This is a genomic window from Nitrosospira briensis (genome assembly GCF_900115125.1).
GTDB lineage: Bacteria > Pseudomonadota > Gammaproteobacteria > Burkholderiales > Nitrosomonadaceae > Nitrosospira > Nitrosospira briensis_A.
In genome coordinates, this window is sequence record NZ_FOVJ01000001.1 from 463175 (window position 1) to 475046 (window position 11872).

At 54.8% G+C, this 11872-nt stretch carries 12 protein-coding genes; 3 read left to right on the forward strand and 9 right to left on the reverse strand.

From position 1 onward, the window contains the following. The first annotated feature begins 11 nt into the window (after positions 1–11). A complete protein-coding gene (locus tag BMZ14_RS02080) occupies positions 12–800 on the forward strand; it encodes a metal ABC transporter ATP-binding protein (protein ID WP_074795459.1) in 789 nt (262 codons plus the stop codon). Then, complete coding sequence (locus tag BMZ14_RS02085) at positions 801–1721, forward strand: metal ABC transporter permease (protein WP_074794067.1); 921 nt, start codon at positions 801–803, stop codon at positions 1719–1721. Between the two features lie 299 nt (positions 1722–2020). On the opposite strand, the gene BMZ14_RS02090 is transcribed toward BMZ14_RS02085, so the two are convergent. The 8 genes from BMZ14_RS02090 to BMZ14_RS15340 form a co-directional block, all read right to left on the reverse strand. Continuing rightward, a complete protein-coding gene (locus BMZ14_RS02090) occupies positions 2021–2521 on the reverse strand; it encodes a hypothetical protein (RefSeq protein ID WP_074794068.1) in 501 nt (166 codons plus the stop codon). 41 nt (positions 2522–2562) lie between these two features. After that, positions 2563–4020 (reverse strand): amino acid permease, encoded by a 1458-nt coding sequence (locus tag BMZ14_RS02095; RefSeq protein ID WP_074794069.1) that lies wholly within the window; start codon positions 4018–4020, stop codon positions 2563–2565. 216 nt (positions 4021–4236) lie between these two features. Beyond that, positions 4237–4914 (reverse strand): DNA-3-methyladenine glycosylase family protein, encoded by a 678-nt coding sequence (locus BMZ14_RS02100; RefSeq protein WP_083396583.1) that lies wholly within the window; start codon positions 4912–4914, stop codon positions 4237–4239. Positions 4915–4930: 16 nt separating this feature from the next. Next, positions 4931–6979, reverse strand: coding sequence for a nitric oxide reductase activation protein NorD (locus BMZ14_RS02105; protein WP_074794070.1), 2049 nt, complete (start codon positions 6977–6979; stop codon positions 4931–4933). A gap of 127 nt (positions 6980–7106) precedes the next feature. Next, a complete protein-coding gene (locus BMZ14_RS02110; protein ID WP_074794072.1) occupies positions 7107–7952 on the reverse strand; it encodes a CbbQ/NirQ/NorQ/GpvN family protein in 846 nt (281 codons plus the stop codon). Beyond that, the gene (locus BMZ14_RS02115) at positions 7924–9315 is read right to left on the reverse strand and encodes a cbb3-type cytochrome c oxidase subunit I (RefSeq protein ID WP_074794074.1); all 1392 of its coding nucleotides are present in this window, start codon (positions 9313–9315) and stop codon (positions 7924–7926) included. The genes BMZ14_RS02110 and BMZ14_RS02115 overlap by 29 nt, the downstream gene beginning before the upstream one ends. An 8-nt stretch (positions 9316–9323) precedes the next feature. Continuing rightward, a complete protein-coding gene (locus BMZ14_RS02120; RefSeq protein WP_074794076.1) occupies positions 9324–10142 on the reverse strand; it encodes a c-type cytochrome in 819 nt (272 codons plus the stop codon). Between the two features lie 42 nt (positions 10143–10184). Continuing rightward, positions 10185–10316 carry a hypothetical protein gene (locus tag BMZ14_RS15340; protein ID WP_256208320.1) on the reverse strand — a complete coding sequence of 44 codons (132 nt, stop codon included), beginning with the start codon at positions 10314–10316 and terminating at the stop codon, positions 10185–10187. Positions 10317–10467: 151 nt separating this feature from the next. On the opposite strand from BMZ14_RS15340, the gene ahr reads away from it, so the two are divergent. Next, entirely contained in the window at positions 10468–11475 is a 1008-nt protein-coding gene (gene ahr, locus BMZ14_RS02125; RefSeq protein WP_074794078.1) for an NADPH-dependent aldehyde reductase Ahr, read from the forward strand. Between the two features lie 148 nt (positions 11476–11623). On the opposite strand, the gene BMZ14_RS02130 is transcribed toward ahr, so the two are convergent. After that, the gene (locus tag BMZ14_RS02130; protein WP_074794080.1) at positions 11624–11827 is read right to left on the reverse strand and encodes a hypothetical protein; all 204 of its coding nucleotides are present in this window, start codon (positions 11825–11827) and stop codon (positions 11624–11626) included. Between the last annotated feature and the right edge of the window lie 45 nt (positions 11828–11872).

Genomic DNA, 11872 nt, shown 5'->3' on the forward strand with positions numbered 1-11872 from the left:
GGACGGAGAGGATGAATTCCGCAATTAGCCTGAACGACGTTACCGCTGGTTATGAACACAACATCGTGTTCACCCGATTATCGCTGGAAATTCCGGTCGGGCGGTTTGCAGGGATTGTCGGCCCCACCGGTTGCGGAAAGACCACGCTGCTCAAAACCATTTTGGGCATGCAGCCCATTTTTTCGGGCGATGTACTTCTGCATGGACATCCACTGGATAAGGTGCGGCGGAAGTCGATTGGTTATGTGCCCCAGCTGGGCAGTATAGACTGGGCTTTTCCCGTCACGGTGGAGGAGGTGATCATGATGGGCTTGTACACCGGCAAGCGCGTCTTGCCGTGGCCCAGCAAGGGAGAACGCGAGCGCGTTCAAGATCTGGCTCACAGGCTCGGCATTTATGAGATCCTCCGTCATCATATCGTCAATACCTCCGGTGGACAGCGCCAGCGCGCTTTTCTCGCGCGAGCGCTAATCAACAGTCCGGAACTTCTGGTGCTGGACGAGCCGACATCGGGCGTCGATATCAAGACGCAGCATGAGGTATTGCATCTGCTGGGCGATATCAACGATGAGGGCGTTACCATTTTGCTGACGACTCACGATCTCAACGCAGTCGCATCGCACCTGCCCTGGGTTATCTGCTTCAACAACGGCGTCGTCGCACAAGGCGAGCCTTGCGATATTTTTACCAACGAGATCCTGACCAGAACATACGGTGGGGACATCGTCATAGTCAGACACGAAGGCCATTTTCTGATCGCCAACAGCAGGCCTTTACACGTCATGGTCGACCAGCCGTAAGTGGAATTTCTCCTCGAACCGCTGGCATATGAGTTCTTCCGGCACGGTCTGCTTGCCGCGCTGCTGGTGGGTTCGCTATGCGGCGTGATCGGCGTGTACATAATACTCCGCAGCATGAGCTATGTCGGCCACGGCTTATCACATGCCGCGTTTGGCGGCGCTGTGGTTGGCTTTACGCTTAACCTCAATTTTTATGCCGGTGCGGGCGCGATGGGCCTGCTTGCCGCACTATTGATCAATCGGATTACCAGGAACGGCAGGATCAAACCGGATGCGGCGATAGGTATTGTTACGACTGCCATGTTCGCGTTGGGCGTAGCCATTATCAGTCAGGTGCGCACCTTTAGCCAAAGCTTTGAAGCGGCTCTGTTCGGCAATATTCTCGGTATTACCGGCGAGGACTTGCTGGTGATCGGGCTCGTCACTATTTCGACCATGATCATGATCTTCTTCATGTATAGACCTTTGCTTTTTTCCACCTTTGACAATGAGGCGGCGCAGGTATTCGGCATCAGGACGGAAGCGGTACAGTTGATATTTTCCTGCCTCCTGACACTTTCAATCATCGCCTCGATGAATGTGGTGGGCGTCACCATGATTGCCGCCACACTTATTACCCCCGCGGCAACGGCCCGAATTCTGACCGATAGTTTCAGCAGGATGTTGATCTATTCTCTTATCATAGGCGGAATAACCGGAATCACAGGTATTTACCTGAGTTATATTTTCAACGCCGCTTCGGGCGCAACAATTGTGTTATTTGGCGCTTCATTATTCTGCCTGGCGTTATTTGCCAGCCTTGTACGCAAGAAGCTCACCATGCATACCCATCTCCATCGTCACGGGAATCTCGTTCACTCTCACTTGCATGACCACGTGCATGAGCACAAGCATGATGCCCAACACCATGAGCCACGCTAGCCAGCAAATTTCATCAGCATCTCGCGGCAATTTTCCGCCTTGAAGGGTGTGAAATGGCTTTGAACAGAAAAATGGCGTTCAAACCATGCTCGCCGTTGTTATAGCAGGATTGATTGATCAGCTCCAGGATGTTGCGCCATTGACAGGGGCATCCGAAGATTTCTCCTAGCTGGCGCAAGAGGCCCCCTGGCTTGTATCTGTTTCTCGGCGTCACGCCTGAAGGGCCGGGTCCTTTAAAGGCGGCGCCAAAGGTTGTGGATGTTGCGCAGTAACCGGGCAACGATAGATGCTGCTCGGCTTTAATATGAAATCGACCCGTTCACTTCAAGTTTTCCTTTACCCGTCTGTATGTTCTGATCTCCCTGTAGCTCTGCACTACCAGTTGCCTGGGCAAAGCGTCCTGTTCCCCCCGTTATCTTGAATTTGGCATCGGAATAGCTATACATGGGTGCAGCATCCTTTGGAACGAACGAGCCGATGTAATCGCCGGTCAGCTTGTCGCCATTCGCCGCCGTAAGCGTGAATGTACCTTTAAAAGTGAAATGATTTTCCATCGGCGTAATGCAATCGGCAGCTGTGAGTGAAACCTTGCCCAAGTGCGTACTTTTGCCTGTGCCGGTGACAGTGCCGCCAAACTTGGAGGGGCAATCGGGGGTAAAGCTGGCCTGTTCCTGAGTCACCAGGCTTGCCTTGAGCGGCATGTCGGTTTTCTCTCCTGACAAGGCGGCAGATGGTGAAACCATTGCTGTAAGAAGGATAGCGGAAATGACGATGTGCTTTGAAAAGCCGGAAATTTTCATGAATGGTCCTTTTGTAATATAGAAATTTTGATAAACCCCGATCAGTTTACTACCTCGCCTGCCTGCTGTTTTCCTATATGGCTATGCTTCCGGGCGTAGCCGAAATAAACAATCAAACCGATTACGGCCCAGTACAGGAACAATCTTATTGTGCTCCAGCCTAGGCTTACGAATAGCAAGGCGCACCCGGCCATAGCGGACGGGCCGACGATCCAGATCATCGGCGTTTTGAAAGGCCGATGCCTGTCAGGTTCGCGGCGGCGCAGCACCATGACGCCCAACGCCACCATGAAGAATGCGAAAAGCGTACCGGAATTCGAGATATCTGCAAGCATTCCGACAGGGAAAACCGCGGAGAAGAAGGCCACGGCGACACCTGTCACCAACGTAACCACATGCGGGGTGTGATATCGATCATGCACGCGGGAGAAAAACTTGGGCATGAGCCCGTCATGCGACATGGTGAACAAGACGCGGGTTTGCCCGTACAGCATCATGAGCACCACAGAGGGCAGGGCGATGATGGCGGCCGAAGCCACCCAGTTGCCGATGTTGGGGTATCCCACTTCCCGCAGCACAAAGGCCAGAGGTTCTTTGGATAAGGATAGCGCGCCCCCGGGTTGTGCGCCGACAGCCCCTACCGCCGCGAAGGCAACAATCAGGTAAAAAACCGTGCAAATCGTCAACGAACCTATTAGTCCGATGGGCACATTACGGTTGGGGTTGGCAGTTTCTTCCGCCGCAGTCGAGACGGCGTCAAACCCGACATAGGCAAAAAAGATGGAAGCGGCGGCTCCAAGTATTCCGACGCCGGAAAACGGCGTACCCCAGCCATTGGGCAGCATGGGTTCAAAGTTGACGGAATTGACGGCGGGGAGGGCGAGAATGATAAACGCCGTGAGTGCGATAACCTTTACGACGACGAGAATGGCGGTGAATCTGGCACTTTTTGCGGTGCCTATGACCAGCAGAAAAGTGACGAAGAGCGAGACCAGAAACGCCAGCAGGTTGAAGCCTCCCGCAGCGATGGTGCCATCCGTCAGCACGATGGTGTCGAGTGGACCCGCAGTTAAAGTCAGGGGCAATCCATAACCTATCTCATGCAGGAAGCCATTGATGTAGCCGGACCATCCAACAGCTACCGCCGCCGCAGCTATCGCATATTCCAGTATAAGCGCCCATCCCACCATCCATGCAGTCAGTTCGCCAAATACCGCATAAGAGTAGGTATAGGCTGAGCCCGCAACCGGCACAATGGCGGCGAGCTCGGAATATACCAGGGCCGCCAGCCCACACACGAAACCAGCGATGACGAACGAAAACATCATGCCTGGTCCGGCCTTGTCCGCGGCAACCGACGTCAGCACGAAAATGCCGGTGCCGATGACGGCCCCGATACCAAGCATGGTCAGGTCAAATGCCCCCAGCTGCCGCTTGAGCCCCCTTGTTCGTGCCGACTCAAGGATATGATCCAGCGATTTAACCCGCTCAAACAACATCTGTTTTCTCCGGTAAAAAGCGCCAAACGGAGCTGCTCGTGCTTATGCTCAAGTGCATCGGCATTTTTAGGCAAAGACGGCATTCTAAACCAGCGGGAGGCGGTGCGATAAGAATGCTTGCGTGGGAGCGCGGGAAACTATCCAAAGTACGATAAAAAAGCGCGGCGGCGCCAACGCCCGCTCGCTCAGGTGGCCGTTGACGGCGCAGAGAAAATGCTAGCTTCCCCTTGTCTTCTTCACGTAGCCCGGCAACGATGGAACGCGCCATAGATACCAGGATGCGATGGTTCGATAAGGGCTGCAAGGTAAACCCGCTTTTTGCATTTCCCTGGAATCTGGGATGCTGTCGAGAGATTTGATAAAACGGTATCCCGCTCGTATGCCGAAATCATCAGCTGGCATGACATCTGTTCGCATCAGCGTGTAGATGAGCAGCATTTCGACTGTCCAGCGGCCGATACCGGGTAGCTCCACTAGCCGGGCAATGAGCTCATCGTCGGGCATTTGCTCCGCGATATGGCGAGATGGCACCACGCCGCTGAGCGCACCTTCTGCAATGTGTCTTATGGTGCTGATCTTGCGTGCCGAGAATCCGCAGGCACGAAAACCGTCAGACTGTGTTGCCAAAATTTGCGCCGGGCGCGGAAATACGTTTCCGGGATACATATTCAGGAACCTGGCGACAATCGCATCAGCGGCTCGCGCATGCAGTTGCTGATATGCGACAGCCCTTATCAAAGCCTCGTAGGGTTCCCGCTCAGGCGCCGGCCGGTGCGTACATGGCCCCACAATTGCTACCAGCCTCGCCCAATCCTCATCGATCGAAGTGAGATGGTCAATGGCGTGTTTATATGTATCGGTCTGATCCATATACGTTATCGCAGTATCTGTCATGAGGGTAAAACCCGATTCATGCCCTTATTAATTTCCGGAGGATGTCTACCAGCACGACCGGCAGGAGTTGAGCGTGTTGTAGCACAGCGTAGCGTCCAGGTCCAAATATACCTGCAAGGTATTGTGGCGCGTGCCGATCGACAGTTATGCAAAAAGGGTGGATAGACTGAAGTGCGGCTTCAGCAACGGCTTGACGCATATCTTCCACGCCATATCGGCCTTCATACTGATCGACATCGTTCGGTTTGCCATCTGATAGCAAAATTAGCAAACGATGTTCGGCAGCGCAAGTGGCGAGCAAGGACGCCGTATGACGGATAGCCGCGCCGGCTCGCGTGTATCGCTGAGGTTCCAGCGCGGCGATGCGGCGTTGTGCGAGGCTCCCGCCCGTTTCATCGAAATCTTTTAGCGTCCACAAGTCTACATTTTGTGCGCTCTCGCCCGAGAACGCCTGAATGCAAAATGGGTCGCCCAGAGCCATCAGTGCCTGGTGCACCAGCAACAGCGCTTCCTTTTCCACATCGATGATGCGTAAGTCATTGGAAACCCAGCCATCCGTCGAGGCACTGATATCGATCAGCAATGCTATGGCAATATCGCCGCGGGCACGCCTTGCCGTTTGGTACAAGCGATCCTGTAGCGGCAGGCCAGCGTGCTGCTCCGCATATGCGCTAACGTAGGCGCTAATGTCGATGTCATCTCCGTCCGGCTGTCGGCGTCGTCGGATGCGGCGCGGCTGCATGCCCTCGAAGCGACGCTGAATCTCGCGTAATAAGGCACGGTGCCTGGCAAGCAAGGACTCGGCCCATGCTGCTTCGCCCAAAAGCGGCGACCGAAGTCGAACAACTGCGCCATGTTCACGGTAGCCGGAGATGCGAAAATCCCATTCCGGATAGGGAATGCCGGCCATTGTGCGCCTGGAGCCGGCGGGTAGCAAAGTGCGCCCGCTCACCGGATTTTCGGAAAGCAACACCTCTTGTGCAGGTTTTGGAGAAGCGATAAGGCTGGCTTCGGGCAGTTCGGATAACGAATCGGCAAGGTCTCCCGCGTCGGCATTATCGTCGCGATCGGTAGGACGTTGCATCCCCGCCGGGTCTTCCACATGTTGCTGCGGGTCATCCATTTGCAGCATCCACATGCCTTGGGAGCGATCGTCTTCATCCATCTTTTTCTCCCGCACTTCGGGGCTGCGCGCAAGCTGCGAATTGCGCTGCGGGCGAGGGAGCGTATCTGGTCCATCGGCAGTGGGCTCGATGCTGCACGACCCCCGCTGCGCCACCGCAGGAAGCGTCCTGCCGAGCCAGAGGCCTTTGCGGATCCCGCGATGACGTATTTTTTTCCTTGCTATCCTGGCCGGGATTTCCGCCAACATCTGTTCCGCCGTTGCGATTGCCCACGTAATTGAATCGCCCGGTATCCGTGCGAGAATCAGAGGAGATGGAATGTTGGCCGGATGAGCGCGGAGTACCTGGCAATAAAGCTCTTCAATTGCACGTTCAGGCATATTCAGCAGCCGCGGTTGCGGCCGGTCGGGCAAGGTAGCGCGGCGCAAGGCGATAAGGTCTGGCGTGAGCCCGGGAAGCTCGAGAGCGAGCGCATGATCAACCGCTATGGCTTCACTTATGTAAAAAAGGTCCTGCACCAGTCCATCCCCCGGAAATGCGTTCTCTGCGGGATACGTATGCAAGACTCTTCGCCGGGCTCGCGCCGCCTGCTGCACGGCAAGTATCCGGAACAGTTGCAGTGGAGGCGGACCGTCGGATGGGAGCCGCATCGGCAGGAAAATTCGGGTAGCATCGTTAGCGGGCAGTGCGTACGGTTCCATGAGGTGGAAAGGGGTGCGCTCGAAGAGGCGCGAGAGTGCCGACGGAGACGCAGGTGGTTGGGCTGCGTGGACCGGAATATCATATCCGTGCACCGCCGCAAGCAGCAATTCAAGGCGGTTTTTATAGGCGGTCAACGCAGGGTTATCGTCCTTGTGCGGATCGCCACTATGCCACAAGCGCGATATGAACGCTGTTGCATGACGCGCTGCGTCAATGATGATTTCTTCAGGCTCTGCCATGATTAATGATTTGACATACAGCGCCGGTTCAATTGAAATTCAAGAGCACTTCAAGAATGAATTCATAAAGGCGGGAGGTGGGGTCGAGGGCCCAAAAATCCATTTATTCGCCGAAGCGGCGGTTCTCTTATTCCACCATTATTGCATCCACCAGATCGCGCATCGCCGCCGTCAAGCCGGGATCATCAGTTAGCGGAGACACAAGCCCTACATAGCAGGCCAATTGCGGTGTGATGCCGTTGGCAATGAGGCGCGCGGTTGCCACCAGCAGGCGAGGGCTTGGCACTTCGGCCAGTCCCCGGTTTGCCAAACCACGAATGCGGCCCGCAAGTCCAACCAGGTCGTGCACTACCGCGCGTTCCGCTCCGCTTTCATGAATTATGATTTCGGCCTCGCGTTCCGGCGGGGGAAAATCGAAATCCAGAGCAACAAATCGCTGGCGCGTGCTCGGCTTGAGATCTTTCGATACGTGCTGGTAACCGGGATTGTAAGAAACCACGAGTTGAAAACCGGGCGCGGCCTCTATCAACTCCCCCGTCTTGTCGATCGGCAAAACACGGCGGTAGTCTGTTAATGGATGAATGACAACAACTGCGTCCGCACGCGCTTCGACGACTTCGTCGAGATAGCAGATTGCCCCCAGGCGAACCGCGCGTGTAAGGGGCCCATCCTGCCACACTGTACCGTTATGGTGGATTAAAAAACGCCCGACCAGATCAGCGGCCGATAAATCGTCGTGGCAGGATATGACTACCAGGGGGCGTTTGAGACGCCAAGCCATATGCTCAACGAATCGCGTTTTGCCGCATCCGGTGGGGCCTTTCAGCATAACGGCCAGGCTTCGCTGGTGGCATTGCTCGAAAACGCTGACTTCCTCCCCTACGGAAAGGTAATAAGGTTCAACGCTATCCGGGTACCGGACGCCCTCGAGTTGTTCTCCGCAATCACCGCTTTTGATAAAGAAGTCCTCCATTATTACTGTCAATCACCGGGCCGAACTCCGATATCCTCGAATCGCTGATGGATTTGGGCGCATTACGGAAAAAATCCCAGATAAAAAAAGCGGCGCCGATAGCGAAAACCGACGCGGTCGCGATCAGCATCAGAAAATGCACCTGCAGTTTGAGCTGCGTATCAAGATAGCCCAAACCCAGAATCCGTTCCAGATACACCTGGCCTATCCCTGCGGTGCCAAAGGAGAGAGTCATCCCGAACATGCCCATTACCTGCATCCAGAACGCCCAGTACCCAATGTTGTTGCCCTCCACCTTGCGATTCTCAGTGAGGCTCGGCAAAGTGTAGCTGATTATCGCCATGACGATCATGGCGTAGGCGCCGTAGAACGCGCCATGCCCGTGCATCGCCGTAACCAGCGTGCCATGTGTCCATTTGTTGACGCTGGGCCACGTGTGAGCAAAGCCGAGCAGCCCCGCGCCAAAAACCGTAAATACAGCACTGCCGATGGTCCAATGCACCGCCAGCGAATTGGGATGAGAAAGCCCGGAGCGGCGCATCGCAAAATATGCGTACATCGCCATGCCAAGTAACGCCAGCGGTTCCAGCGCACTGAACAACCCTCCGATTGGAAGCCAGTAGTATGGCACCCCTACCCAGTAGTAATGATGGGCTGTTCCCAGAATACCCGCCAGGAAAACAAGGCCGACAATGACGTATAACCACTTTTCCATGACTTCACGGTCGGCCCCGGACAAGCGGATCAACAAATATGCCAACAGCCCGCCCTGTATCATTTCCCAAACCCCCTCAACCCAGAGATGAATCGTCCACCATCGATAGAATATGCTGACGGTGTAATTGTCGTATTCGATGAGCGCAGGCAGATACAGCACTGCCGCCAATACAAGACCCGCTACCAGCACGCCTTCGGTGACGGTCCATCGCCCGGCGCGCTTGATCGTCATCAGAATATTGAACAGGAACATCAGCATGACAACGACAATCACGATCTTCAATGGAAATGGTTGTTCCAGCATTTTGTTGCCTGCCGTCCAGCCGAACATGTAGCCCACAATCGCGGTCACCCCCATCAGTGTCCACGCGACCAGTTGTGCATATGCTAATTTGATGCTGTAAATTTCGCCTCGTGATTCCTCCGGGACCACGTAGTAGGTTGCTCCCATGAAACCGGTCAGCACCCATACGATCAGTAGATTGGTATGAATTGCCTTGGTCTTGTCGAACGGAAGAAAGTCCAGCAACGGATCTGGCCCAAGGTATTTGCTCGCGGAAAGCAGGCCGAATACCAGTTGCAAGCCGAACAGGCACATGGCGACAGCAAAATACCAGTATGCGACGGACTGTGAGCGGTAGCGCATGGCAACTCCTATTTCAGGGTTTCGAGGTAGGCAACGAGGCTATCGATCTGCCCTGGTTCGAGATCGGTTATGAAATTGTCGGGCATGAAGGACTGGTTATTGGCGGAGTACATTGCACCCGGAACCAGATAAGCGCTCGGATGGGTAATCGATTCACGAATATACTCGGCGGGGGTCTTCGCCTCGCCCTTGTATTCGGGGGATGCAATAATTGCCGTAGCACGGGTTACAAGCCCTGCCAGCGTCGGCCCCGCCAGGTTCGTGCCGGGCACAACCGAATGGCAGGCGTTGCACGCGGGCGGCGAGGAGCGGAATAACGCTTCACCCTGGGCGACGGGATCTGACGATACCGAAGCCTGTGTTGCGGGTTGACCGACATCCGTGCCAGGAATCGTTGTGCCGGAAACAATGATGGGCCGGGGTGGCCAGCCCTGATTGTCGATATGGCTGACCCAGTCCAGGAACGCGATCACATCGCTGATTTCCGTATCGCCGAGATTGGGATTCGGCATCAGGCGCCGATGCTTTTCTTCAGAATAAAACTGCGACGGGTCTTTCAGAAACGCCGTGAGGTAAGGTGTGCCGCGCTGCTGTGTTATCTTGGTAAGATCCGGCGCGTAATAGCCACCCTCGCCAAGAAGGGTGTGGCAGTTGATGCAATTGTTCTTGTGCCAGATGTCTTTGCCGCTAATGACAGCTGGCGTGAGCTTGTCTTCATTGGTGAGTTCGGCAAAGCGGCTGTGGCTGTGGATCGTCATGCCGATAAACGCTGCTGCCGTCAGGAATGTGCAGATGATAAAAAAAAGCCGCCCCTGTCGTTTAGTCATCGTCGGCACCTCTTTATTTAGACGAGTTTCAGGACAGCAATTCTAGACGCTGATGCCGGTCCAGTTTTTGATTGAAATCACCGCTGCGTAAATGATTGCCAGCGCGATGGCTATGAGCACGATCGTGCCGACGGCCTTGAAGGTAGTGAAATAACGGGAAGTGCGATCTTGCATAGACAGCTCCGATTGTGTACGCAGTGCCTGCAGTTGGGCCTTCTTTAACAAGTTAGACCATATTTCACAGAGTGCAAGCCGGATAAAAGGTTTTTGACAAAGACCGAATTGTGTAAGATTGTTGACGCACATCAACTAAAGAGGATAAATAATGAAGATTCAGGGATGGGCAGCACATGGCGCCAAACGGAAACTCGAACCATTCAGCTACGATGCCGGTCTCCTTGGACCTGAGGAGGTGGAGATTGCTGTCGAGTTTTGCGGACTCTGCCATTCCGACATTTCCATTCTCAACAACGACTGGGGGTTATCCAGATATCCTGTCATACCAGGACATGAGGCAGTGGGCCAGGTAGTGGCAGCAGGGGATCACGTCAAGGGATTGCAGGTTGGTCAGCGAGTAGGCGTCGGTTGGAACGCCGATAGCTGCATGCACTGCCACGAGTGCATGACCGGCAATAACAATCTCTGCCTGGAAGCAGCGCCGACAATTGTGGGGCACCACGGCGGTTTTGCTGACCGGATTCGCGCGCATTGGTTGTGGGCGATTCCGCTACCTGATGCGCTCGATATTTCTTCCGCCGGCCCATTGCTGTGCGGGGGTGTTACTGCGTTTGCGCCGCTGATTACATTTGGGGTCAAGCCAACAGACCGGGTTGGTGTGGTCGGTATCGGCGGCCTCGGCCATCTCGCTCTTCAGTTCGCCAATGCATGGGGCTGCGAAGTAACCGCTTTTACGTCGAACCCATCGAAGGCTGACGAAGCACGGAAGTTTGGGGCGCATCGCATAGTGTCAAGCCGTGATAGCGCCGAAATTCTCCAGGCCGCCAATTCGCTTGATTTTCTGCTCATCACGGTAAATATATCGCTTGATTGGGCTTCGCTGCTCAAGACATTGAAGCCGAACGGCCGCATGCATGTCGTAGGCGCGGTGCTCGAGCCCATGTCAATTCCCGCTTTCGACCTCATCATGGGGCAGAAAAGTGTTTCCGGATCGCCGACAGGGGGACCTGCGACAATATCAACCATGCTGGATTTTGCTGCTCGACACAATATCGCACCGCAAGTGGAGCACTTCCCCCTGAGCAAGGTGAACGGTGCGATCGAGCATCTTGCAGCGGGGAAGGCGCGTTATCGGGTTGTGCTGGACGTTGCCTGAAAAGCCTGGTTTGAAAGGGTTTACTCCCTTGCCTCAAGCTTCGAAGCGGCAGAAGTCCGTTAAAACAAGTTAGGCGACGCAGTTTTGCTCCGATGCAACGTTACGGACAGTGCGACAGACTGCTCTTATAAGGTCCAGATGCTGGAGATCAGGCGGCAATACGTATTTCCCGGAGTCTGCGACGAGGGAGTTTGCGAGTTTCATCTTTATAGACCGTAAAGACAGTGCCTCTGTCCAGTTCCCGCCTGGCCTTTCCCGCATAGCGAAGCTTTTTGTTAATACCGCTTTCCAACCAGCGGTCAAACTCATCCTGCGTGTAACCGTACAGGTCAAGGTATCTTAGTTTCTTCATAACAATTCTTCCGGCCGTGAGAAACAATCAGTCAAAAAAAGCACA

What these genes read in the sequence shown, in the direction of transcription:
- BMZ14_RS02080 (WP_074795459.1), top strand. Translation starts at nt 12, where the DNA reads ATGAATTCCGCAATTAGCCTGAACGACGTTACCGCTGGTTATGAACAC.
- BMZ14_RS02090 (WP_074794068.1), bottom strand. Translation starts at nt 2,521, where the DNA reads ATGAAAATTTCCGGCTTTTCAAAGCACATCGTCATTTCCGCTATCCTT.
- BMZ14_RS02095 (WP_074794069.1), bottom strand. Translation starts at nt 4,020, where the DNA reads ATGTTGTTTGAGCGGGTTAAATCGCTGGATCATATCCTTGAGTCGGCA.
- BMZ14_RS02100 (WP_083396583.1), bottom strand. Translation starts at nt 4,914, where the DNA reads ATGACAGATACTGCGATAACGTATATGGATCAGACCGATACATATAAA.
- BMZ14_RS02105 (WP_074794070.1), bottom strand. Translation starts at nt 6,979, where the DNA reads ATGGCAGAGCCTGAAGAAATCATCATTGACGCAGCGCGTCATGCAACA.
- BMZ14_RS02110 (WP_074794072.1), bottom strand. Translation starts at nt 7,952, where the DNA reads ATGGAGGACTTCTTTATCAAAAGCGGTGATTGCGGAGAACAACTCGAG.
- BMZ14_RS02115 (WP_074794074.1), bottom strand. Translation starts at nt 9,315, where the DNA reads ATGCGCTACCGCTCACAGTCCGTCGCATACTGGTATTTTGCTGTCGCC.
- BMZ14_RS02120 (WP_074794076.1), bottom strand. Translation starts at nt 10,142, where the DNA reads ATGACTAAACGACAGGGGCGGCTTTTTTTTATCATCTGCACATTCCTG.
- BMZ14_RS15340 (WP_256208320.1), bottom strand. Translation starts at nt 10,316, where the DNA reads ATGCAAGATCGCACTTCCCGTTATTTCACTACCTTCAAGGCCGTCGGC.
- ahr (WP_074794078.1), top strand. Translation starts at nt 10,468, where the DNA reads ATGAAGATTCAGGGATGGGCAGCACATGGCGCCAAACGGAAACTCGAA.
- BMZ14_RS02130 (WP_074794080.1), bottom strand. Translation starts at nt 11,827, where the DNA reads ATGAAGAAACTAAGATACCTTGACCTGTACGGTTACACGCAGGATGAG.